The sequence below is a fragment of the Botryobacter ruber genome, from assembly GCF_003347595.2.
GTDB lineage: Bacteria > Bacteroidota > Bacteroidia > Cytophagales > Hymenobacteraceae > Pontibacter > Pontibacter ruber_A.
The window spans coordinates 441,028-466,625 of the sequence record NZ_QCZK02000024.1; the positions used below are offsets into that span (position 1 = coordinate 441,028).

Here is a 25,598-nt window from a genome sequence, read left to right on the forward strand (position 1 = left end):
CATGCGCTGCTGTAAGTTTATCAACTCTGCTAAGGGTAGTATGGTTCAGAAAAATGCGTTAAAACTGTTCTGCACCACCCACCACAGCCTTAGCTCCTTTAGCTACCTAGGCTGTAGCTCCTGCTTTTGCATCTATCAGGATGTACACCTGGTACTCGTCGATATCCAGGAGCGTGCCATTTGGCAGCTCGTCGGCAAAACTGATGCTGAACGCCTGCGTTTCGGTGGCGATGTAGTCCTGGTAGTTTTCTATTGCGGCGTTTACTTCAGGGGCTGCTTTGGCAAAGGTAATATTTATCTTGTCCTGCACCTCCAGGTTGCTGTCTTTGCGCAGGTTCTGGATGCGGTTTACGAGGTCGCGGGCAATGCCTTCCTGCTTCAGCTCTTCGGTGATGGTGATGTCCAGCGCCACCGTCAGCCTTCCTTCGCTTGCCACGAGCCAACCCGGGATGTCTTCCGAGGTGATTTCCACATCTTCTGGCGTCAGTACGGCTGTATCGTCTTCAGCCAGCTGGATGTTGAAACCGCCTTCGCGCTCCAGGGTAGCAATGTCTTCCTGGCCCATCTTCTGAACTGCAGCAGCTACGAGTTTCATCTTCGGACCGAACACCTGGCCCAGCTTTTTAAAGTTCGGCTTGATTTTCTTCACCAGGATGCCGGACGTATCATCGATGTACTCGATGGTTTTCACGTTCACTTCGCTCATGATGAGGTCTTCTACCGCCTGTACCTGCTCTTTTGTTTTCTCGTTGAGCACCGGGATGAGAATGCGCTGCAAGGGCTGACGCACTTTTATCATGTGCTTTTTACGCAGCGAGTGCACCAGCGACGATACCGTCTGCGCCAGTTGCATGCGTTCTTCCAGGTCTTTATCGATAGCGCCTTCGGCTACTTCAGGGTAATCAGCCAAATGCACAGACTCTACGCTGTTACGGCCGCTCACGCTGTTGAGGTCGCGGAACAGCTGCTCGGTGTAGAATGGTGCGATAGGCGAAGCCAGCTTGGCAATGGTTTCGAGACAGGTATAAAGCGTTTGGTAAGCGGCTACTTTGTCTTCGTTGTACTCGCCTTTCCAGAAGCGTTTGCGGTTCAGGCGCACGTACCAGTTGCTCAGGTCGTCTACCACGAAATCCTGGATGGCGCGGGCGGCACGGGTTGGGTCGTAGTCGGCGAGGTTGCTGTCTACGTCCTGCACCAGCGTGTTCAGTTTGGAGATGATCCAGCGGTCGCTTTCGGTTCTGCGCTTAAGTGGAATCTCGTCGCCTTCGAACGTGAAGTTGTCGAGGTTGGCGTAGAGCGCGAAGAACGAGTAAGTGTTCTGCAGCGTGCCGAAGAAACGGCGTTGCGTCTCCACCACCCCTTCCGGGTTGAATTTCAGGTTGTCCCAAGGCGGTGCGTTGGCAATCATGTACCAGCGCACGGCATCGGGACCGTACTGGCCTATCATCTCGAACGGGTCGATGGCGTTGCCGAGGCGCTTGCTCATCTTGTTGCCGTTCTTGTCGAGTACCAGTCCGTTGGCGATTACGTTTTTGTAAGCCACGCTGTCTTCGAGCATCACGGCAAGCGCGTGCAGTGTAAAGAACCAGCCGCGGGTTTGGTCTACACCTTCGGCAATATAATCGGCCGGAAAGTTTTTCTCGAATATTTCCTTGTTCTCGAGCGGGTAGTGCCACTGTGCATAAGGCATAGCGCCGGAGTCGAACCAAACGTCGATAAGGTCTGGTTCTCTGTGCATTGGCTTCCCGGATTTGCTCAGCAGCACGATGTTGTCCACATACGGGCGGTGCAGGTCGTTCAGCTCTATGCCCGCTTCCATTACACCTGCATCCACAGCTTTCGCTATCTCTTTGTTCAGTTGCTCAATAGAACCGATGCAGATTTCTTCGTCGCCGTCTTCGGTGCGCCAGATAGGCAGCGGGGTACCCCAGTAGCGGGAGCGTGACAGGTTCCAGTCTACCAGGTTTTCGAGCCAGTTGCCAAAACGGCCGGTACCGGTAGATTCAGGTTTCCAGTTGATGGTTTTGTTCAGCTCTATCATCCGTTCTTTTACGGCAGTGGTTTTGATGAACCAGCTGTCGAGCGGATAATAAAGCACCGGCTTATCCGTGCGCCAGCAGTGTGGGTAGGTGTGCTCGTATTTTTCTACTTTAAACGCCTTGCCCTGCTCTTTGAGCATGATAGCAATTTTAACATCGGTCGTTTTATATTCTACATGCGTTTCGTCTTCGCCTGTGTAGTTTTTCACATACTGGCCGGCGAAGTCGGTTACCTGCGGCACGAACCTGCCCTGCTTGTCAACCAGCGGCATCGGTTTTCCGTTCTCGTCCTGCACAAGCAGTGCCGGGATATCATTCTGGGCTGCCACTCTAAAGTCGTCTGAACCGAAGGTTGGCGCGATGTGTACGATACCGGTACCGTCTTCTGTCGTTACGAAGTCGCCTATCAGCACTCTGAACGCAGGCTTCTCGGGCTGCACGTACGGCATGAGCTGGTGGAACTCCACGCCTTCGAGGTCGCGGCCTTCAAATTCCTCCACTACCTTATAAGGAATCAGCCTGTCGCCGGGGCTGTAGGCTTCCACATCCAGGTCGGCAGCTTTGGGGTTGAAGTAGCGGCTTACAAGGTCTTTAGCCAGGATAACAGAAACCGGCTCGAAGGTGTAAGGGTTGTAGGTTTTAACCTTTACATATTTGATGCCTTTGCCAACAGCAAGCGCAGTGTTGGAAGGAAGCGTCCAGGGGGTAGTCGTCCAGGCGAGGAAGCAGACTTTTTCGTTCTCGTTGTCGAACAGGAACATGTTGCGCGTGATGCGCTTCACTTCAAACTGCGCCACGATGGTCGTGTCTTTTACCATTTTGTAGCAGCCTGGCTGGTTCAGTTCGTGTGAGCTGAGACCGGTACCTGCACCTGGTGAGTACGGCTGAATGGTGTAGCCTTTGTACAAGTAGCCCATATCATAGAGGCGCTTGAGCAAAGCCCAGCACGACTCGATGTAGTCGTTCTCGAAGGTGATGTACGGGTTGTCGAGGTCTACCCAGTAGCCCATCTTCTCAGTAAGGTCGTCCCACTGGTTTTTGAAACGCATTACCGTTTCGCGGCAGCGCTGGTTGTATTCCTCTACCGTTATTTTCTTGCCGATATCTTCCTTGGTGATACCCAGCTCTTTTTCTACCTGCAGCTCTACCGGCAGGCCGTGGGTGTCCCAGCCGCCCTTGCGGTTTACCTGGTAACCTTTCAGGGTTTTGTAGCGGCAGAAAATGTCTTTCACGGCACGGGCCATCACGTGGTGAATACCAGGTGTACCGTTGGCAGAAGGTGGTCCTTCGTAAAACACGAAGGGTTTGTTGCCTTCGCGTGTCGCTACTGATTTTTCGAAAATGCCGTTCTGTTTCCAGAAAGCCAGTATTTCTTCGCCCAGTTTGGCGTAATTCAGGTTTTTATACTCGTTATACTTTACCATTTTCAGGTTTGTCTTGTTCTAACTCTTTGCGCAGCTGCTCCAGGTCGATATCATCGTCGTCGTCAGCTGTCTCTTCATAGTATTCTTCGTAATCGTCAATCAGCGCATCCGGCTCGTCTACCACGTACCGGCCACTGTCGAAGCTCATCAGCAAGGTAGGCAATATAATCAGGTTTGTTAACATGGCAATCAGCAGGCTGAAAGACATAAGCAAACCCAAGGCTTTGGTACCCCCGAACTCCGAAAAGGCGAAGATAACAAATCCAAAGAACAGAATCATGGACGTGTATATCATACTCGTGCCCGTTTCCTGTATCGTAGTCGTAATGGCCCTGCTTACCTGGAAGCCATTGGCCAGCAACTCGTGCCTGTACTTAGCCAGGAAGTGCACCGAATCGTCGACGGCAATGCCCAGCGCAATACTGAATACCAGCGCCGTGCTGGGCTTGAGCGGGATGTTGAAAAGTCCCATCAGGCCACCTGCAATGATGAGCGGTACCATGTTCGGTATCAGCGAGATAACCACCACACGCACCGACTTAAACAGCAGCGCAATGGTGATAGATACCAACACAAAGGCCAGCAGCAGGCTCGTCTTCAGGTTGTTGATAAGGTATTCGTTGCCTTTGATGAAAAGCAGCGTTGTACCTGTCAAGGTTACTGCCTGTTTGTTGTCGCTGTCTTCGCGGCTGAAGGTGGTGGTATTACCTTCTTCTGCTACCTGTACGTCCTCACCTCCCCATATCTTCTCGATCTCCGGCTTCACCTTTTTCAGGATAAGCGTGTCGAGCTGCCGTGAACCTACATCTGCCACCTTCAACGATATACGTGCCAGTTGGCCTGTACTATCTACAAAAGAGCGCAACAACCGCTGATTTGCCCCCTCGTTCTGTTTTGCAAGATAGCTAAAAATGAAATTGCGTTCGGTATTGTCGGGCAGTCGATACGAGGAAGGGTCGCCTTCGTAAAAAGCCTGCGTTGCTGTTTTTACCAGACCGGCCACCGAAATAGGCGCCGACAGGATGGGCTGCGTGCGCAGGAAATTCTCCAGCCGCTCAATTTTTGCCAGGTTCGGCAGTCGCATCACCCCCTGCTTCACACCCGTGTCAATAATCACCTCCAGTGGCATTACCCCGTTGAAATGCTGTTCGAAAAAGGCAAGGTCGGCGTTTACGCTGCTCTCGGCCGGCAGGTCGTCGACCATATACGAGACCGTCTTCACCTTATAAATGCCCCAGAACGACAGCGCCAGCACCAGCGCCATGAAAAAATAGACCAAGTGGCGCTTGCGGTGCACGATAAAATCGAAGAACTCTAATAATTTGTTCAGCGGCTTCGCATCCAGGTGGCGCAGCTGGCGTGGCGTTGGTGCCGGCAGGTAAGAAAACACCGCCGGTATCAGAATCATGCTGATCAGGAACGTCACAAAAATGTTGATACCTGCTATCACACCAAACTCATACAGGATGGCAATATGCGTGAAGGTAAACACGATAAAGCCGATGGCCGTAGTCGCATTGTTGATAAGTGTCACGAGGCCAATCTTCTTCACCACCCGCGTGAGCGCCAGAATTTTGTTTCCGTGCTTGCGGTAGTCGAGGTGGTAGCGGGCCAGCAGGTAGGTAGAGTTCGGAATGCCGATAACCACAATGATTGACGGGATGAGGCCCGTGAGCAGCGATATCTTGTAGCCCAGCAACGAAATGGAACCCAGCACCCACACCACCACCACACTGATAACCAGGATAGGGAAAAGCACCGCGTAGAACGACCGGAAGAACAGGAATAAACTGACGGCAGTTACCAGCAGTGCCAGCACCAGGAAGAGCTTCATTTCGGCAGCTACCTTGGTCGTCATGACGGCGCGCACAAAGGGCAGGCCCGCGTGGTGCAGTTTAATGCCTGTTTTTTTCGAGAAGCTTTCGGTCCAGCCCGTAATGTTGTTCATCACCTCTACCCTGCGCGACGAGTTCAGGTATTCGGGTGCTACGGTAACAGCTAAGAGCGTGGCTCCTGTTTTAGGATTAATGATTTGCCCGTCGTAGAATTGCAGGTCCCGGACCTCCTGCAGCAGCGAGTCGAGCTGCTCCTGCGTCTGGGGGAAAGGTTCAAAAACCTGTTTTGTTACAAACTTGCGTTCGGCAGTGTCTTTGGCGACGCGCACCAGGTTGGGGAGCGAAATTACCGCCTTCACCCCTTCTACCTGCTCCAACTCTTCGGTTAGCTGCCGAAGTTCCTGGAAATTTTTTAGTTCGTACACGCGGTCGTCCTGCATGCCCACCACCAGTATGTTTCCGTCCTCACCAAACGTTTGTTTAAAGCGACGGAAGTACTGCATGTCCGGGTCGTCCTGCGATACCACGTTGGCAAAGTCGTAGGACATTTCCACGTCTTTGGCATGGTAGGCCATAAACGCCGTAAGAACAGCTAGTAAAATAATCAGGCGAAGCCTGTTTTTGATAATAAAGATTCCTATTCTAGTCCACATGCTCGGCTACAATTCGGCAAAGGTACGGAATTAATGTGCTAATTATTTAATGTGCTGATGTGTTAATTGCTAATTGGCTGAAATGTTTGCGGGTTGAGGTGAGGAAAGATGTTTGTCTTGACCTTTGATTTTTGTGATTAGATTGATTTATCTGATTTTGTCTGAATCAGGATTTACAGAATTTTAGAATTTTCAGGATTCAATAGGCTGAATTATTTTAAAATTCTGTCATTCTGGAAGAATCTTGTGGGCAAGTCTCAGAAACGCTTACTAACAGCATCTCTCAACTATTATAGAACAGCAGCAGAGGCTGTGGTGGCAGGTGCAACAAAGCTAAAAATGCTGTTTTAGGAAGCAGCCAAAACATCAGAACCAAATCAAGCCGATCAATTCAATCACAAAAATCAAAGATCGAGACAACTACTGCTGCACCTGTTCCACGCGGAACGGCGGGGCCTGGTAATCCTGCGGGAGGTAATCTGCCGGAATGGTAGTGGCATTGCCGTCGCGTTGGGCGCGGTAGTGCGGCGACAGAATTTCGATACCTGCTTCGTTAAACTTGTCCTGGATGTTCTGGTGAATGCCGGAGTAAATGACTGCCATTTTTTGAGCAGAATAAGTATAGGCGTTCAGCTGGTAGCTTACATAAAAATCGTCGAGGCTGGTTTGCAGAACAAATGGCGACGGCTCCTGCAACACCAGGTCTGTGGCAAGGGCGGCATCTATCAGCGCCTGCTGCACTTTTGGCCAGGGCACGTCGTAGCCAATAGTCACGGTGGTGTGGAGAACTACTCCCCGCTGCTGTTCACAACAGGTGGTGTAGTTGGTCGTGTGGCTGTTGAGAATCATGGCATTTGGAATGGTGATGTCTTCGTTCTTGATGGTGCGCACCCGGGTTACCAACAGTGTCTTTTCCACCACATCACCGGAAATATCGCCTATCTTGATGCGGTCGCCCAGCTTAAACGACCGCATGTAGGTAATTACCAATCCTGCCACCATGTTGGCAATGGCCGACGAAGAGCCAAGTGAAAACAGGATACCTAAAAACACCGAAACGCCTTTAAAGATATCGGAATCGGAACCTGGCAGGTAGGGCCAGATTACTACAAACATAAAGGCATACAGCAGAAAACGGACAATATTATAAGTCGGCCTGGCCCAGTCGTTGTAAAAGCCGGGGACTTCCAGTTTGCCTGTCTCTATTTCACCGGCTAAAAAGCGCAGCAGTTTTACAGCATAGTGCGTTACCACCACAATTACCAGGATGGCAAGTAAGTTGGGGATGTACCCGATAATGCCGAGGCCTATTTTACGGAGCGGGGTAAGTATGTAGTGCAGCAGGGTATCGGCGTAGCCTTCGGTCCAGGGGAAGATGCTGAACAGCACCGGCAGCAGGAAGTAGACCAGCAGAAAAAGCACCAGCACCCTTATAAACTTTGCCAGCACCAGCACCATGTACACCACCCGCTTGGGCGTGAGCAGTTCGTAGTCTTTTACCTTTACCCCCTTCAGCCGTTTGTTCTGCTGGCGTTTTATTTTTACAAAGATGTACCGGAACAGCTTGTTTATATACCTGAACAGCAAATAGAAGACGAGCAGCGCAATGATGGCCAAGCCAATCTCGAGCAGGATGCTTTCCAGGCTGTGCTGTTGCGCCGACTCCAGCACACTTTCTTTTATCCTGGCACTATAAATATTAGCCAGTTCCTCTTGCGACTTTTCTGCTAGTTCGGCATCAGGTTTTGTAACGCTCATCAGTACCAGGTCGCCGTACACCACATCCGTAGACAATGCATGCTCCACCACCTTTACCGAATCTGCTTTAAAAAACCGGTCGTCGGCCAGTTTCCGAATACGTGCGCTTACCGCATCGGCACGTTCTTCTTTCGTGAAAGAACCAACCGGGTTATAGAGCAGGAAGAGCGTGTCGTTGTAAAGCACGACCGGAGCACCAGCAGGAGTAGCACGCGTGGTATCAGCAGTCTGAGCAAACGTAGCTGTAGTTGTAAAATAAGCTAATATCCATACCAGGAGTTTTAACTTCATGAAGCAGGTAACAATAGGTTTATTGATGAAATTACTAAAAAACATCTTACTGAACAGAAAGTTTTGCAGTTTTCGGCAAAATTAATTGCGGTAATGTGGGATCAAACAGCTGTTGCTATTATACCTTTTTGCTGTTTCAGATAGTTAATTTTTGTGCAGATGAAGTAGTGTATTTTCTTTTACTAACAATTTTTCGCTTTCTCCACTTGCTCTAGCCTATATAGCTCTTGCTTTAATCTGTGGATAATTCCTTTTGCACTGCTGTTTATATCTCTAAGTTTTTTACCTTTTTTCTTTTCTATAGCTGTAATTAGCGGATTTCTGGCCTTTGTTTTCCATACTCTTCCCTCTCTTAAATACTGCGATTATACACAAAAGACTCTTTGCTTTATTTTACATAACATTTAAACTATTCAACTAAACGCAAGAGATTATTCATGTAGCAATGAGCTGACAGTTGTTTCAATCTAGATTCAGGAAAGGCTTTATTCCAAATAGTAAAAAGGATCTTACATTACGATTCTGCTTTTAGCAGATGTTTCTGCAGCTAGCCCACACGATCCCCCGAACCAAGTTCGGGTTTTTCAACCTCCGGGATGACAGGTGGGAGAAACATTTATATGGAAGCGAATAAATACTATGTGCTATAATCTGTGAAATCCCTAAATCTGTTTACTTCTGGTTCAGACAATCTACTGCAGCAGCCACCACAGCCTTTGCTGCTGATATTAACTTAAATGCCAGGACTTATTTCGGCAGATGATGAATCAGGAGGAGGTAAGTGAGGCTGCTGTGGGAGCAACTAATTTTATTCAGGATTAGCAGCTATTTTACGCATCCTCTCTTACCCAGTAGGATAAATAAAAAAGGCAGTAAGACTTAACATCCTACTGCCTCTCCTTTTCTGACAGGTTTACTTATGCCAGCTTCTCAAAAATGTTTTTGAAGCTAACAGCCTTCTCAATATAAGCTTTCAGTTCGCTGATTGGCATACGTACCTGCTCGCGTGTGTCGCGGTCGCGGACGGTAACGGTATCGTTTTCCAGCGTTTCGTAATCTACTGCTATACAGAACGGCGTTCCGATCAGGTCCTGGCGGGTGTAGCGTTTACCGATGGCATCGCGCTCTTCGTACACCAGGTTGAAGTCGTACTTCAGTGCATCGAAAATTTCGGTTGCTTTTTCCGGTAAGCCGCCTTTCTTCACGAGTGGGAAGATGGCAGCTTTTACAGGAGCTAAAGCCGGATGCAGTTTCAGGAAAGTACGCTTTTTGGTTTCTTCGCCATCTGTTACCTCTTCTTCGGTATAGGCATTGCACAGCGTCATCAGGAACAGGCGGTCGGCACCTACCGATGTTTCTACCACATAAGGTACGTAGTTGCCATACGGTTTGCCATTTTCGTTCAGGTCGTTGTCGAAGTACTGGATTTTCTTTTTGCTTAGCTCCTGGTGCTGCGTCAGGTCGAAGTCGCTGCGGGAGTGGATGCCTTCTACTTCTTTAAAGCCGAACGGGAACTGGTACTCGATATCAACAGCAGCTTTGGCATAGTGCGCCAGCTTTTCGTGGTCGTGGTAACGGAGCTTATCGGTTGGTATACCCAGTGCTTCGTGCCATTTCCGGCGGGTTTCTTTCCACTTGTTGTACCACTCGTCTTCAGTGCCAGGGCGCACAAAGAACTGCATCTCCATCTGCTCAAACTCCCGCATCCTGAAAATAAACTGGCGGGCCACGATCTCGTTCCGGAAGGCTTTACCAATCTGCGCAATACCAAAAGGCACTTTCATGCGACCCGTTTTCTGCACGTTCAGGAAGTTTACGAAAATACCCTGGGCCGTTTCGGGGCGCAGGTAAATGGTGCTCGACTCGTCGGCAACGGAACCTACCTGTGTGGAAAACATCAGGTTGAACTGGCGCACTTCGGTCCAGTTGGAGGTGCCGGAGATGGGGCATTTGATTCCTTCTTTGATGATGAGTTCACGGACAGCATCCAGTTCTTCGGCTCCCAGCAGGCGGCCCATTTCCACAAGCAGTTCTTTGGCTTTGTCGTAATGGCCTTCGGCTTCGTACTGCGCTGCCTTCTCCTCCAGCAGCACATCGGCACGGTAACGTTTCTTGGAATCCTTGTTATCGATCATCGGATCGTTGAAGCTATCCACGTGCCCGGAAGCCTTCCAGGTAAGCGGGTGCATGAATATGGCCGCATCTATACCCACTACGTTCTGGTTTAGCTGCGTCATACTTTTCCACCACAGGTTCTTGATATTGTTCTTCAACTCCACGCCCATCTGCCCATAGTCGTAAACGGCCTGTAAGCCATCGTACACCTCGCTGGACGGAAAAACGAATCCATACTCTTTCGCGTGCGAAATAATATCTTTCAGTTGTGTGTTCTCTACAGTTGTTTTCTCTTGTGTCGCCATATCGCAAAGATAATTATTTCGGAATGTATTATGCCATAGGTAATTTACTGTTTTTAGGTTCTTCTTTGCCGGTTGCTTACAACAAAAGCTTTTTATGTTTAGAATCCACTGATTTTCTGACAATATTTGTAAGGGAACAGGAAGAGGTAACAATTTCTTAACATTGGCTTTTCCCTCCGGCTGTGCATTTTATTTTAACTTGCGCAGTTTTTCATTTTCAGCAAAATATGGTCAAAATGGCTAAGCGTAAAAAAGGCAGTACCAAAAGAATTGTAGTCCCCACCCAACCCTATAAGTTCAGAAAGCGATTCGGCCTTTTTGACATTCTGATTGAGAAAGAAAAAAAATTCCTGTATTTCATTGCCTTCTCCCTCATTCTGGCCGGTGTTATTTATCCCTATGCTTCTATTGCGATGTGGGTAGGTTTTGCTTTTGCAGGTTACTCTGCCATTGCCAACGACAGTATACAGACCATCGGTACCTTTATCGTTTCCAATGAAGATAAGAAATGGTACTGGCAGTGGCTGTTTATGGGTTCCATATTTTTGGGCACTGTTTTTTACAGCTGGTACATGTTTAACGGCGATGTAACCTACCAGCGGCTTGCCTCCAAAGGCTTCGACCAAAATCCGGACAACTTCGTGTTTCTGCAGCTGGCGGCTCCTATCATCCTGATGCTGCTTACCCGCTTCCGTATTCCGGTGTCTACCACCTTCATGCTGTTAAGTGTGTTTACGGTGAGTTCCGGTGCCATTCTAAGCATGATCAATAAAAGTTTGATGGGCTACATTGCTGCTTTTGTTGCTGCCTTGCTTATTTACCTGGCCCTTTCGGGCTTATTAAAGCGCCTCATCAAAGGCGAAGCACATGGCGCCTGGGTTGTAGCGCAGTGGGTAATCAGTGGTTTCCTGTGGCACACCTGGCTGGCGCAGGATTTGGCCAACGTGGCAGTATACCTGCCCCGCAGTTTGTCCACCGGCGAGTTTACTGCTTTTGCAGCTTATATTTTCCTGGGCATGGGTTTCCTCTTCTACATGAAGGGCGATAAAATCCAGCACATCATCAACGAAAAGTCGGAGGTGCGGGATGTCCGAAGCGCCACCATCATTGACCTTGTTTACTCCATCATTCTTTATTACTTTAAAGAAGTTAACAACATCCCAATGAGTACTACCTGGGTGTTTGTGGGCTTGCTTGCCGGACGTGAGCTGGGTATCCGTATCCGCTCGCAGGACAGCACAACCAAGTTTGCAAAAACCTTCAGCCTGATTGGCCGCGATATTTTGTCTGTCGCAATTGGTTTGATTATCTCTATTATTTTAGCTGTTGCGATCAATCCTGTTATTCAGCAGGAGATTAAAGATTTCCTTTTTAAGTAATTCCTTTTCTGAAACAGAAACAAGAAGAGCCGGGTATTTATCCGGCTCTTCTTGTTTCTGCACTTTCCTTGTTTTAATTTCTGTGAATAACACGGCTGTCCCTCCATCCATTTCCGGAAATGATTTTCTTCAATAGGGCTACCAGAAGCCTTTTTCCTGCTGTTTATTCACTTCACCTGGAGTTATTCCTTTGGCTATTTTACACACAGTCTGTCTGCCGTTCTTCTGACCTTTTCCGCTCTGTTTCTGCTCTCCTTTTAACCCTGCTGAGCAATTTTTAGCAGAAGCAGTGGCTATGGTCGCAGCAGCAGTAAAGTCGTTTATTGCCTGAACCGGCCTTTGAAACAGACAGCAGCTTTTACCGGGTGCCCGGGACCTGATCACAGGAAGATGTGGTTACTGTTTTTGTTCTGCTGCGCCAGCCACCACAGCCTCTGCTGTTAAGTACCAGTTACAAAAAAAATCCCGGCCAGCATTGCAGCCGGTCGGGATGAGTTAAATGTATGTAGTGGTAAATTATTTCTCGGGCCAGATAACATCCAGGTTATCGTTGATAAACACACCGAAATTTACTGCTATCAACTGGTCATCGTCAAAATACAGATCGATCATTTCCTTTTCGTAAGAAACGCGGGTTTCGCCGGTTTCCATCTCTTCTTCATCCAGATCGGAGATATCATTATCGGCAAAGAGTTGTTTTACCTGCTCAGGACTCATTTCGAAAATCCGTTCGCCCCAAAGCTGCACTTCCCGGTTTGCTGTTTCTATACAGCTAAGCCTGTAATCATCTTCTTTATCAAAGTAAAGCGAATAACCTTCTTCCCAGTAGTTCCAGGCTTCGTGTTCAAACTCATCTTCCTCTTCTGACTCTTCTATTTCTTCGGGATCTCCTATCAGGTCTTTTACTTCTTCCATTGTTAGGCCAAACTTGATCTTACCAAGTCCTTTACCCAACCTGATGTCTTTGTTAATCATGATATTATGCTATGTTTCTTATTAATGCAAAGATAATTGAAATCCTAATTTTGCAAATTCGTTAGCAAGCAATTTACCATTTTTCAGTTTTTTTCATACCTGTTTCTGCTTTAAAAGTTTCGCAGGTGCTTTGGGTTACCTCTTTTTTCGTGCTTTGTTTTCTGGTCTTATACTTTCTCGCCCTTGTTGCTGGCAGCTTTTACCTGGCTGTCGTTGTATACCACGGGGTATTGCTCCGGATATACAATGATAAAACTGTTATGCTTGTAGTTCCGCGAAAGTACCCGTGGCACGTAATCCATGTTGCTGTTGTACGATACTGTTCCTCTCCTGCCCAATATCACCACTACCATATCGTCCTTTACTATTTCCGAATTCTTGTTTTCGAAATCGCGCATGCCCCCAAAAAGCTGGTAATCTACTTCCACTTCCGGCTTGTTAGCTTTTACTGCACTTTTCAGCTTGTTTAGCGACCTTCTGTTGGATTGGAACACGATTCTGGCCCCCACCTGATGCGCCAGCAGCTTCATTGCGCGTACCCACCTTAAAAAGCCCCGTTCGAGCTCTGCATTTTTCGGTACGACTATCACAATCCGCTGCGTGGTGTTGAGTGGCTGCATTAGTTTGCACACCAGGATCATCTGCTCCGTATTCTCAAGCAGGCTATCCAGTATGGTTCCGAATATTCTGTCGCGGGTTGTTATTTTAGCGTTCCATCCCAGGATAACTTCGGTTATCATCAATTCCTTTATAGCCCGCAATATTCCGCTGGCTATGTTGATGTCGATTTTCGAAACCAGCTGCACGTCGCTGTCTGTGGCTGAAGCGTATTTTAAAGCCTCCTGCAGCATTTTGTTTTTCTGATATATCTCTTCTTCGGCCTGGTCGTTATCTATGACCACAGCCAGCGGATAAATGGGCTGCTTGTAATCGGGGTTCTTGAGCATGATAGCCAGATCGATCAGGTTCTCTATCGTTTCCGGATTGGCAATCGGCACCAGTATCCTGTCGGGTTTTTCGCTCAGGTTGGGTTTTCGCCTGCTCTCGATAATGGCCAGCTTTCTGGCTGTTTTTTCTGTTGCAAACGAACTGACCACACTCGAAACTAAAATCAGCACGACAGCTCCGTTCAGGGCGCTTTCGCCAATCAGCCCTATCTCGTAGCCAGCCAGTACTACTGCCAGTGTTGCGGCTGCATGGGCGCTGCTTAAGCCAAAAATCAGGTTGCGCTGCAGAATGCTGAACTTAAATATTTTTTGTGTCAGAAAAGCGGCTGCATATTTAGCCAGCGGAGCCAGTACAACGATCGTTCCCGCAATAAGCATAGCGTTGGTATCTGTAAACAGTTCCGTTACGTCTACGAGCATGCCTGTACTGATCAGGAAGAAGGGAATAAAGATGTTGTTGCCCACAAACTCAATCCTGTTCATGAGCGCCGATGTGTGCGGAATCAGCGGGTTCATGGCAAGGCCTGCCAGGAACGCCCCGATGATAGGTTCCATTCCTGCCAGTTCCGAAAGAAAAGCTGCCGCAAATATCACAGTCAGTACAAAGATATACTGCGCTCCTTTTTCACTTTCCAGCTGCTTAAACATCCATTTCGCCATTTTCGGAAACAGCCACAGTACCACCACCACAAATATGATCATCTCTATAACCATAAATACCCAGAACCACATGCCTGTGTCGCCGTGGGTTGTATTGATGATAACTGCCAGTACAAACAGTACTGCTGTATCTGTTACCAGTGTGCCTCCAATGGTTAAGGTTACTGCTTCATTTTTGCTTAAGCCCAGCCTGCTTACGATGGGGTAAGCCAGCAGGGTATGTGGCGAGAACATGCTGGCCAGTAATATTGCTGGTTTTATCTGGTAGCCGTGCAGGTAGAAAAATACGGCTGTTCCCAGTAATATGGGTATCAGAAAGGTTAGTGCTCCAAATACGATACTTCTAATTTTATACTTTTTAAAATCAATCATATCGATTTCGAGCCCTGCCTGGAACATTATGTACAGGAGCCCTACTGTTCCGAACAGAACAATACTTGCATCGCGTTCCAGCACGCCGAAACCGTTTGGTCCCAAAATCACCCCCGCCAGTATCAGCCCCACTATTCCTGGTATTCTGAGCCTGTTCAACACGATTGGCGCAACCAGAATAATGAGCAGCACCAACGTGAATATCAGGATCGGATCTTCGAAGGGTAATGTCAGCTTTAATAAATATATCATAGTTTAGTTTCTGCTGCGTGTGCTTTATGATCTAAATATACACTTCTTTTTTTTTGAATTTCCTCTTCCAGGCTTCTCTTTTCTCTCCCCTTTTCCTCCTTTCCACATTTTCAACTTTCTATTTATTTTAAAAAACTTAAACTTTTAAATATTCTTTCTTTCATTATTTAGGCTGTTTATAAGTTGATAAGTTGCCCCTTCTGGTCCTTCTGCGCATAACTTGTTCATACTTTTCCTTTATTCACTTTTCTTCCCACAGCTTTCCTTTTTCCTTTTTTCTCACTTCCAGTTCTTTACTTCACTTATACACTTTTCCATATTCTGTGTGTATTACGTTATACACGCTGCACATATAAGTGGATAATAGGTTTTGTTGCTCATATTTGTGCACCTCTTTCCACTTTTTGCATGTTTCACGGCCGTTCTCCCCTCCTCTTGCCTCTGGTGTTTCTGAGTTATCAGAATCTTGTTCACATTTATCCACAGTTTTCCCCCAGCAGCTGTTGATTAATCTGGCCTTGTTTCTGAATTCGCTTTTTTTCTTCCTGATGAAGATTTCTCATACGTGTATTCCGGAAATTTTTTCCCAGAAAGTGGTAATTAAGTTTTCCTGCTGCACTTGTTTTTACTCATTTGTTATTGTGGCAGGAAGTACTTGCCCAGGTTGGCTGTGAAAGAACTTCAGACTGGATATACTCCTTTAAATTTGCTTCCGTGGCCAGCAGTGGCTATGCAGCAGTGGGAGAATCTTGTGCACCAAAAGTGTTACGGTTTACAAGAAGGTGAAATTTCATCGGCTGATTTTTGGTGAAGGAATTTGAAGTCAGAGCAGGTTTCATTTAGCTCCTTCTGCCTGATCAGTTTCTATTGTTGTAGCTGTAAGCCTGGCTTAGTATTATAGGTCTCCCGTTTTTTCAGCGGGTAAAGAAGCTATACTATCACAAGCCTTTCTTCCTGGTTGTGCAGTAACTGTGGTGGCTGGTGCAGAAGATTGATGGTAGGATAAATGAAGCTGGGGAAGTAGGTAGAGGTAAGGATAAGCTTTATCGCGCTTCGGTTCTTCTGATGCTGCAGTTACGTTGCAGCTGCTCGTTCAGGGTTAGTTTGTAGTCTGGCTCTGGAGGTGCAGGTGAGGAAATGGTGGCAGTAGCTGCAGAACATTTCTGGTTTCTTTGCAGCTGCCAGATTTGCTTTCTTATTACCACCGGTACAAGCGATAAGCTTTGTCTTCTGCTGCTGTTTATAAAGCTGGATTTAGAGCGGCTGTTGCTGTTAATAAACCTTGCTGTATGCTTTCGGAAGCTACTGATATCCTTTTTGGGGATTGTTTGTCCACAGCTGTTATGGTTTGGAGCAGAGGGTGTGGTGGCAGCTGCAGCAGACTTTTTAATTCAATTTTTAACTTATACCAAATAGTATTTACTCAGTTCCACAAACCATTCTCCTTTGTCATCCCAAAGGGATCTTGTGGTCGAACTGCACATTGGTTAGCTAAAATGATCTTTCATTTTAAACCTACTTATAGCTGGCCTAAGTGCAGCTTGCTCACGAGATCCCTTCGGGATGACAAAAGGAGTGTTTTTTGTGGAATAGGTTATTTGCTATTTGGTATTACCTGTGCATATTTCATGGGAGTTGAGCTTCTGCAGGCGGTCTTCAAAAGCCGCATGAACAAAAAAAGGAGCCGTGGTGGCTCCTTTCATTATTTTCTGCATTTGCTTCTACTCCTGCTAAAACACTAGCCTTACATCATCCAGGTCCCAGTTGGCTCTTATTTCAATTGGTTTTGGGTACATGTACACCTTCTCCGGTTCCTGGCGAAGCTTTGGATCCCCGGATCGCCATTTGCCATTATTGTCTTCGTCTACCAATACCCTGATGGCATAGGCACCAGGCTCCAGGTTCCGGAAGTGGAATGTTTTCTGGTTCTGGACTTCCTTTAAAAGTTGCCCTTCGGAGTTCAGCAGCTGTATAAAATAAGATTTGTAGTCGGAAACAACAGCGCCTTTCACACTTCCTGTGCCTTTTTCTTCGGCTTTGATGATGGTAAGGTTAGGTAGTTGGAGAGGTGCACCTTGTACAGGAACTATGGCTGTACTATCTAATTTTACGATCAACTGGTTTATTTTATTGTTTGTAGCAGGCAGTGTAAAAGTTAATTCGGTAGCTGTTTTGTCCAGGGTGATTTGTTCCGGGTACTTTATGTTCTGTACTACCACAGAGTCTGCCAACAATGCGATGGGTTCCGGGCCTGTTACTTTAACGGGTGTCTGCATTTCTATGGTTACCGGCTGTCCTTTCCGATAGGTTGCAGTTGTACCGCCCTTGCCTCCTGCTACTTTAAAAGCTGCTCCCCGAATCAGTTGAGATCGCTTGCCTTCAAATGCCACTGTTAACGAATCTACGGACTGGTTGCCTGCAGAGTCTGCTACCGAAAACACGGCTCTACCTCCTGTAAAGCCATTTCCGGCGAAGATATGCACAATCTTTCCGTCTTCTTGCATCTTATAAAGAATGGAATCTTTTGGGTTTTCCACAGGTGTTCCTTTAATGCTTGTCAGGCCTTCGTTATAGGTTAGCAGCACTCTGTCCTGGAACTGCTCCCGCCTTGGAGGCAGTGGTTTCTTGGTATCGATGCGCACGGTCTGGAGTAATACCGAATCTGTTGTTGGGGTAACGCTGATCGGATTTTCCTTATAGCCTATCCGCTCGCTTTCGTTGTCGTAGTAGCTGTTTTTGTTTTTATCGATAAGGGCAAACAGCCTGTACTCCCCTTCTTTGATATTCTCGAAACTGAACTCCCCTGCCTCGTTAGTCATGGCCTGGTAGTACGGTGGATTTTTCCGGATGTTCAACGTATCAGTTATGGGATAAAGTGCTACGATGGCTTCTTTTTCGGGGGTCTGGGTAAGGAGCTGCATTACTTTTCCACTTACCCTGCTGGAGTCTATATAATTGCCGGTACTAAATGTAAGCCGCAGGTCTTTTGCAGGATTTTTCTCGGTGATGTCCTGTACGCCCTCTCTGAAGTTAAGGGTGTAAGTTGTATTTTCTTCCAGCGGTTTCTCAAATGTAAGCTGCAGCCGTTCTCTCTTAGACAACACCGTAAACTTATTATCTACATTGGGTGTAATGAGGAGTTCCGAATTCAGTTTATTTGGCTGCACTTCCTCATCAAAATCTAAAGTTATTACCTGGGTTTTTACATTCAGTTCTCCCTGGGTTGGTGTGCTGCTAACCAGTGATGGATTTGTTTCGTCTTTTGGTCCGCCTTCGGGTGAACTTACCGATGCACATGCACCCAGTATGCCTGTGGTTGCCGCCGTTAGTAGTAAGTGGGCTAACTTCATTTAGTCTGGTAGGTTTTAAATTAAAAGAGGCAAACTTTCGTCTGCCTTCTATGGTTGTTAAGCTTTAACAGCTTTTAGATTTGTTTATTTCCGTTTTGCTACAAATATGAGGCTGGAATAATCGTTCCCGTTTTTCTCTGCATAACTATTCGATTTTAAGCCACTCAGTACGCTGCTGATCATTTTTGTTTTACCCTCCTTATGTTTTTCGCTAAGCATGCTTACATAATAAGCGTCAAACTTCATCGGGAGTACTTCTTCCAGCACCATTTTATGCTTCTTCAGCAAACGCTTCATGGTGGGTTGTGTGAAGTGGTACAGGTGACGCGGAACGTCGTAGGCCGCCCAGTCTTCCCGGTACTGCTGGGCATCGTGCGAGTCGGCATTGGGCACTGCTATGATCAAGGTTCCATCTTCCTGAAGCAGCGACAGTATTTGTTCCAGCGTTTCGTTCAGCCTGTGAATATGTTCCAGTACATGCCACAGCGTAATCACCTCAAACTTTTCGCCCTCTATTTCATCCAGTGATTTTGCGATAATCTCACCTGTTTGCTCCGATGCTATTGCCCTGGCTTTCGCATTTGGTTCTACTCCTCTTATTTCCCAACCGTCTTTTTTTGCTGCTGTCAGGAAAATACCGGTGCCACAGCCATAGTCCAGCAAGCTTCCTTTTCCGTGTGAGTACCTGTTGATAAGATCTACTTTCTGACGGGTAGTAATAGAGCGCACCATGTGGTACGCTCTGTTAATAATGCCGGTTTTTATGTTGCTGTGCGAGATGTAATCATCTGATTCGTAGTAGGCTCCTATGCTTGCCTCGTCGGGTCTGGGGTTCGTAAATTTGAAACTGCAGTTCTCGCATTCCACAATTACGAAACTCTCTTTAGATACAGCGTTGTCAGTTACTACTAAAAAATTTTTGAACTCTTGTTTGCCACAGATCGGGCAGTTTTCCAGTCTTTCGTAGCTCATTTATTTTCCTAGGTATACCATTAGCACTGAAATATCGGCTGGCGAAACACCACTTATGCGCGATGCCTGCCCTATTGTTTCCGGGTTTACTTTGAGTAATTTCTCCCGTGCTTCTGCCGATAAGGCAGGTATTTTTCTGTAATCGATTCGTTCTTTGATGATGTAGTTTTCCAGCTCGCCCATTTTAGCAGCCATCAGATGCTCTTTGTCAATATAGCTTTCGTACTTCACAGCTATTTCAGCTTGTTCGATGCTATCGACTTTGAACTTCTTCAGGAACTCTGCTACAGCCGGTACTGCTGCTGCCAAGTATTTAATTTCTACATTAGGCCGTTTCAGCAGTTGCCCTGCCCGTTGCTTTTCTACAATTGGCGCCGACCCCAGGCTCTCCAGCATGCTGTTGATTTCTCCGGCTTCAATTGGCTTGTTCTGTAAGTATTGAATGATTTCGGCTGTTTCGGCAATTTTGTTTTCCACATCTTTTAACCGGCTTTCATCGGCCAGGCCAAGGTCGTAACCAAGTTTGGTCAGGCGGATATCGGCGTTGTCCTGGCGCAACAGAATTCTGTGTTCGGCACGCGACGTAAACATACGGTAAGGCTCTTCTGTGCCTTTGTTTACCAGGTCGTCTATTAAAACACCAATGTAAGCCTCCGAACGTTTTAGTACAAACGGCTCTTTGTTGTTGATCTTGTTGTGTGCATTGATGCCGGCCATCAGTCCCTGGCAGGCTGCTTCTTCGTAGCCTGTTGTTCCGTTTATCTGGCCTGCAAAGTAAAGGTTTTCTACCAGCTTTGTTTCCAGAGTCAGGTTCAGCTGTGTTGGCGGGAAGAAGTCGTACTCGATGGCATAGCCCGGGCGGAACATCTTTGCATTCTCAAATCCAACAATTTTACGAAGCGCTTTGAGCTGTACATCTTCCGGCAAGGAACTGGAGAAACCGTTTACATACACTTCCACGGTATTCCATCCTTCCGGCTCCACAAAAATCTGGTGACGGTCGCGGTCAGCAAAGCGGTTAATTTTATCTTCTATCGACGGGCAATAGCGTGGGCCAAGGCCTTGTATACGTCCCTGGAACATCGGCGATTTTTCGAAGCCGGTTTTCAGGATTTCGTGTACTTCGGAGTTGGTATAGGTAATAAAGCAGCTGCGTTGTTTTGCCAGCGGCTCTGTTTCGGTATAAGAGAATTTAGAAGGATTCTCGTCGCCGAACTGTTCTTCCATACGGCTGTAGTCGAGCGAGCGACCATCTACGCGCGGAGGTGTTCCGGTCTTCATGCGGCCTGCTTCAAAGCCTAGTTCAATCAGCTGCTCTGTCAGGCCTTTGGCTGATTTTTCGGCGGCTCTTCCTCCTCCCAGCTGCTTCTCCCCTATGTGGATAATGCCATTCAAAAACGTGCCGTTTGTAAGCACAACCGCTTTTGCACGTATGGTTATCCCCAGGCTGGTGCGTACGCCTGCTACTTTTCCATTCTCTACAACCAGCCCCACGACCATCTCCTGCCAGAAGTCTACGTTCTCTGTTTGTTCCAGCGAGAGGCGCCATGCTTCGGCAAACCGCATGCGGTCGCTTTGTGCGCGCGGGCTCCACATAGCAGGTCCTTTCGATTTGTTCAGCATGCGGAATTGGATCATGGTCTGGTCGGTAATGATTCCGCTCATGCCTCCCAGTGCATCCACTTCGCGTACTATCTGTCCTTTGGCCACGCCACCCATTGCAGGGTTGCAGGACATTTGGGCAATTGTATTCATGTTCATGGTTGCCAGCAGCACCTTTGAACCCATTTTTGCTGCAGCTGCCGCGGCTTCACAGCCTGCATGCCCGGCACCAACAACTATAATATCGTATTCAGCAAACATGTATTTTCGATTTAAATGATGTTTCACGTGAAACATCAGAAAGAGAAGGTATAATTCCTTTAGTGATTAAAAATTACGCAAAGATAAGGAAGAATCTTCTTGTTTACGCATTTGCTCTGCCTCCTTCTTTGTTTTGTCTTTGAAACCAAGCAGGTGAAGAATGCCATGTATCATGACGCGGTGCAGTTCGTCTTCGAAAGACAAGCCAAGGGATTGGGCATTGTCGCGCACGCGATCTATGCTTATAAAAATATCACCTTCAATGATGCCCTCTTCGTCGGCATTATTGAAGGTGATGATATCTGTGAGTGTGTCGTGATCGAGGTACTCCAGGTTAATGTTGTGCAGGTAATCGTCGGAGCAAAAAATGTAAGTTACTATTCCTAACTCCTGCTTATGCTGCTCTATTACCCTGGTAATCCATTTTGCAATCTGTTCTGGGTTTGTAAGCGCGAAGTCGATGTCTTCGCTTACAAACTCAATTTGATGATCCATTCTGTGGCGCTGTGATGTTAAATACAAGTTGAACTCTTTTGCCGTTCTCCATAAAGTTTACCTCATCGCAAAGGTTCTGCATTAAGAAGATACCACGGCCACCGGGACTTTCGAGATTTTCGGGTGCGGTTGGATCCGGAAGATTGTTGTAATCAAAACCAGGACCTTCGTCTTCAACTTCAAACTTTAATAGATTATCTTCTACCTGGAGTGTGAGGTAAACATTTTTATCCTTGTCGAATTTATTGCCATGGCGGATAGCGTTGTTAACCGTTTCGGTAACAGCTACCATTATGTTCCCATAAATATCATCCTCAAACTCGAATTCTTCCTTAGAGTTATCGATAAAGCTCTCGATCACTCTAATGTTCTCGATCAGGGAAGGAATCTGAATTTTAACTTGATTCATAATAAAAAGTGTATGGCTGTTGGTGCGTAATTAAATATCAGTTTTTTGAAAATACTCATTTACCTTTTGCTTATAGTAGGGCGACAACGACGGTGGCACTGTTTTAAGCAATTCGGTTTGTTTTTCTTTTGCTTTTAAATAACGTTCAAAAGATTCCGGTACTTTTCGCGGAATATCCTGCGCGGTTCTGGCTTCACGTTTGTTGTCCAGTTCCCGCTCCTTCATGGAGTTTTCGGCTTCGAGTAAACGCGTCAGTATTTCCCGTTGTCTCATAAGCGTTTGCTCAGTCAGTCGTTTATTAACGAGATCAGTTTCGGTTTGTTCCATCATCTTGCTAATATTTCCCATGTCGCCGTTCTTGCCGTTTTCGCCGGGTTTCTGACCTTGCTGCTCCATCTCTTTCAAGGCATTTCGGAGGGCTTCCTGCTCTGCAGCCAATTTAGCTAATTCTTCAGAAAGTGCCTTGCCTGACTGGTTGCCTTTTTTCAATTCTTCTATCTTTTTATTCAGTTGCTGCTGCATTTGCCCTAAATCGCCGGGTTTTGGTTTGTTCCCTTTCTGTTTTCCAGACTTGCTGCCCGGCATCTGCTGCTGCATCGCTTCCTGCATTTGCTTGAGGGCATCGTTGAGCATCAGGGCCAGATTGTTCATCGAGGTCATGGCCATTTGCTGCTGCGCCGTGGCACGGCCCACATTCCGGTCTTTGAGTTCTTTCATGCTGTTGTCCATGCTCTGGTTCATTTGCGACACTTCGCGCGTTACAAACGACTGCAGCTGGAATACCTTTTTGGCCAATGCAAACAAGCTGTCTTCAATTACCTTGGCGTTGTCGCGGAGGTTGAGCTGCTGTTGCGATAAGGTAACAAAACGCGGATCGCTCTGGTTAACACCCCGGAACGACTTCATGAGCGCTTCCTGGTCGAATGATAGCTTGATCAGGTTTTCGAGGATGTCGCGGAGGTTGTCGAGGTTCTGCGCCTGGTTTTCCTGGCTCATGCTGCTCTGCATCTCCTGCATTTTCTGAGCCATCTGCTGCATCTTCTGCCCTGCCTTCTGCTGCGACTCGCTCGCCTTTTTGTTCTGTTGTTTCTCAAGCTGTTCCTGGCCTTTCTCCATGTCCTGTTCTATCTGCTGCTCCATCTGGTCCTGCTGTTCCTGGTCCATCTGGTTCGGTTGTTCCAGTTTATCGTTCAGGTCTTTTAGCTCGTCCATCTCCTTTTTCAGGTCTTCGAACTCCTGCTTTATCTCTTCCTGTTGCTGCTGCAGTTGCTCGTTGTTCTCTTTCTTTTCCTGCTTCGTATCGGTCTCTTCGGTTTTCTGAGCCAGGTCCTTTTGCTCTTTGGCCAGCTCATCCAGCTTCTTGGTTACGTTGTCGAGCTTCTGCTCAAACTGGAGCTGCTTAAATAATTCTAGCGCTCGCTCCAGCTCCTTCTCCAGGTTACGTTCCTTGTTGTCGAGCTGGCTCAGTAGTTTTTGCAGTTCGGGGTCGTTAGGGCGCTGCTCCTGCAGGAGTTTCTCCAGTTCTTCGTAAAGCTTCTTCGTTTCCTCATCCAGCAGGTTCTCCATCAGCTTCTGAAGTTCCTTTGCTTTTTCGGCCAGCTGCTTGTCCTGCTCCGACATCATGTTCTGCTTCTGGTTGAGCTGGTCGAAGAGCTCTTTCATGGAATTAATATCCTGCTCCAGCTGCTTTTTCTTTGCCACCAGGTCTTCCAGCTTCTTCTTGTCCTGCCAGGTCATGTCGCGCTTGGTCTTCATCTTCTCCTCTGTTCGGGCCAACTCCTGCTGGAGCTGGGTAGCCTTCTGGAGCGACTTGCTTATCTGGCCCTCCACCGACTGCGCATTATTTGCCAGCTCTTTTTCCAGGTCTTTTTTGGTAGGGACCTTAAACTCGAAAGAGCGGGTGCGGGCGTTCTTGCGGCCATGGATGCCGTCGTTGTCCCAGACCTGTACGAAGTACTCCAGCTTGTCGCCGGGTGCCAGGTTCAGACTGCTCGTGTTCCATTGGTAGTAATAGGTCTGGCTAAGCTGCTGCTTGTTGAGCGGCAGCGGTATGCTTTTGTATTTGGCATCCTGTGCCGATTTATCGTTGCTGACACGGTACTTGAGGGTCAGGGCGGTGAGGCCATAGTCGTCAGACACGTCCCCTCCTACTACCAGGAACCGGAACAGAGCTGTATCCCGGAACTGCTCGATTGTAATCTGCGGATGGCGGTCCGGGATGGTGTTGATCTGGTAGCTGATGTCTTCTTTGTTGGTGCTGTGCGCATTCTGCAGCTTAATAGAGTAAGCCTGGCTTTGGTTGAACTGCTTGCTGGCCGTGAAAACATTTCCATTTTCTTCTGCTTCTATAGTTTGAGCAGGCTCCGGAAATGACAGGTTTATGCTTTCGGTTTCGGTAGCATCGAAGCTCCAGTTCAGGGTGCTACCTTCGGGAATGGTGGCATTGCCGGTGTTTTTTACTACTTCAGGTTTACGTCCTAGATAAGAAGGATATACCACCTCCATCTGGAAATTTTTCAGGTTGGGGCGCGAAAGCAGTTGCAGGTTATATTCATCCGACATAAACCCGGACCCTTCCAGCTGGAATTCTACCGGCTTCTGAAGTTGCTTGAAGGTATAGCTGTACTGGTTGCTGTTCTTGTTCTTTACCAGCTTCTGTCTGCGCCCGTTGTAGTGGATGAATACCTCGTTGGGGAGAGCACGACCTTCAATATCAACTTTCAGTTCAAAGTCTTCTCCCCTGTATGTCCTGAGTTCATCGTTCAGCACATTGAACTCGAAAGGCGCAGCCGGCGCATAATGCTTGTCGTAGTTGATGATGCGCTCGGTGCCCTGTACAAAAATGGTCGGATACACTAAAGCAATCAGCAGGGCAACGACGGTGGGCAGGGCAATATACTTGAGAAGCGGCTTGTTCTCTTTGTACGTAACGGCATCTGTAAACCGGAAGGGCAGCAACTGGCTTGAGCGCTGTTCGATACTCGCTGCTATCAGTTCGTTTGTTTTATCGAGGTCGCGCAGCTGGATGGCGTTCAGGAGCTTGTCCTTTATCTGGGGATAATGCCGGCCCACCCGGAGAGCTGCCTGCTCATCAGAAAGCAAGCGCTTCAGGTTGGCAAGCGCTGTAAGGGGTAGTACAATCCAGCGTACAAACACATACACCACTATCCCGACAAACGAAAACAGCAGTATCGCCCGTACCACCTCCGGAAAGTAAAACATGTACTCCAACAGGCTGAAAACGATGTAGATAGACAGGAGAAGCCCGACAGCAAAGATGCTGCCTCTCAGTAACATATTCAGATAAAACTTCTTCTTGAACTCCTGAAGCTGATTCATCAGCTTGTCTAAAGCGCCATTCTTTTCCATGCGTTTCCTTCCCCAGATTTGTGATTACATACGGGCTTTGCTATAGGTAAAGTTTCAGTTCTTAAACCTCTGACTTTTAATTCATAAGACGTACGTAGTTTAACTTAAATTATAAACTTAAATTTACTCATTTTA

13 protein-coding genes are annotated in these 25,598 nt (G+C 47.4%); 1 reads left to right on the top strand and 12 read right to left on the bottom strand.

Annotation, left to right across the window (positions count from 1 at the left end; all coding sequences use genetic code 11):
• Positions 1-106 precede the first annotated feature (106 nt).
• The 4 genes from ileS to DCW36_RS07235 form a co-directional block, all read right to left on the bottom strand.
• Entirely contained in the window at positions 107-3,463 is a 3,357-nt protein-coding gene (gene ileS / locus DCW36_RS07220; RefSeq protein ID WP_114777666.1) for an isoleucine--tRNA ligase, read from the bottom strand.
• Positions 3,450-5,951 (bottom strand): efflux RND transporter permease subunit, encoded by a 2,502-nt coding sequence (locus DCW36_RS07225; RefSeq protein ID WP_114777667.1) that lies wholly within the window; start codon positions 5,949-5,951, stop codon positions 3,450-3,452. Before DCW36_RS07225 ends, ileS begins: the two co-directional genes overlap by 14 nt.
• Before the next feature lie 420 nt (positions 5,952-6,371).
• Positions 6,372-8,000 carry a mechanosensitive ion channel family protein gene (locus DCW36_RS07230; RefSeq protein ID WP_114777668.1) on the bottom strand — a complete coding sequence of 543 codons (1,629 nt, stop codon included), beginning with the start codon at positions 7,998-8,000 and terminating at the stop codon, positions 6,372-6,374.
• Between the two features lie 917 nt (positions 8,001-8,917).
• Positions 8,918-10,420, bottom strand: coding sequence for a glycine--tRNA ligase (locus DCW36_RS07235; protein ID WP_114777669.1), 1,503 nt, complete (start codon positions 10,418-10,420; stop codon positions 8,918-8,920).
• Positions 10,421-10,656: 236 nt separating this feature from the next.
• Here DCW36_RS07235 and DCW36_RS07240 point away from each other — a divergent pair, with 236 nt between their 5' ends.
• Positions 10,657-11,799, top strand: coding sequence for a hypothetical protein (locus DCW36_RS07240; RefSeq protein WP_170312504.1), 1,143 nt, complete (start codon positions 10,657-10,659; stop codon positions 11,797-11,799).
• Positions 11,800-12,315: 516 nt separating this feature from the next.
• Here the strand turns inward: DCW36_RS07240 and DCW36_RS07245 are convergent.
• The 8 genes from DCW36_RS07245 to DCW36_RS07280 all read right to left on the bottom strand — a co-directional run bounded on the left by DCW36_RS07245 (position 12,316) and on the right by DCW36_RS07280 (position 25,463).
• A complete protein-coding gene (locus DCW36_RS07245; protein ID WP_114777670.1) occupies positions 12,316-12,774 on the bottom strand; it encodes a hypothetical protein in 459 nt (152 codons plus the stop codon).
• A gap of 167 nt (positions 12,775-12,941) precedes the next feature.
• Complete coding sequence (locus DCW36_RS07250; RefSeq protein ID WP_114777671.1) at positions 12,942-15,005, bottom strand: cation:proton antiporter; 2,064 nt, start codon at positions 15,003-15,005, stop codon at positions 12,942-12,944.
• 1,730 nt (positions 15,006-16,735) lie between these two features.
• Positions 16,736-18,355: an Ig-like domain-containing protein gene (locus DCW36_RS07255; protein WP_114777673.1), complete on the bottom strand. Its 1,620-nt coding sequence runs from the start codon at positions 18,353-18,355 to the stop codon at positions 16,736-16,738.
• A gap of 84 nt (positions 18,356-18,439) precedes the next feature.
• A complete protein-coding gene (locus tag DCW36_RS07260) occupies positions 18,440-19,327 on the bottom strand; it encodes a class I SAM-dependent methyltransferase (protein ID WP_114777674.1) in 888 nt (295 codons plus the stop codon).
• Entirely contained in the window at positions 19,328-21,190 is a 1,863-nt protein-coding gene (mnmG, locus tag DCW36_RS07265) for a tRNA uridine-5-carboxymethylaminomethyl(34) synthesis enzyme MnmG (protein WP_114777675.1), read from the bottom strand.
• Between the two features lie 66 nt (positions 21,191-21,256).
• Positions 21,257-21,685 (bottom strand): rRNA maturation RNase YbeY, encoded by a 429-nt coding sequence (ybeY, locus tag DCW36_RS07270; RefSeq protein ID WP_114777676.1) that lies wholly within the window; start codon positions 21,683-21,685, stop codon positions 21,257-21,259.
• A complete protein-coding gene (locus tag DCW36_RS07275) occupies positions 21,669-22,094 on the bottom strand; it encodes an ATP-binding protein (protein WP_114777677.1) in 426 nt (141 codons plus the stop codon). Before DCW36_RS07275 ends, ybeY begins: the two co-directional genes overlap by 17 nt.
• A gap of 30 nt (positions 22,095-22,124) precedes the next feature.
• Positions 22,125-25,463 (bottom strand): DUF4175 family protein, encoded by a 3,339-nt coding sequence (locus DCW36_RS07280; RefSeq protein ID WP_114777678.1) that lies wholly within the window; start codon positions 25,461-25,463, stop codon positions 22,125-22,127.
• Positions 25,464-25,598: the final 135 nt, after the last annotated feature.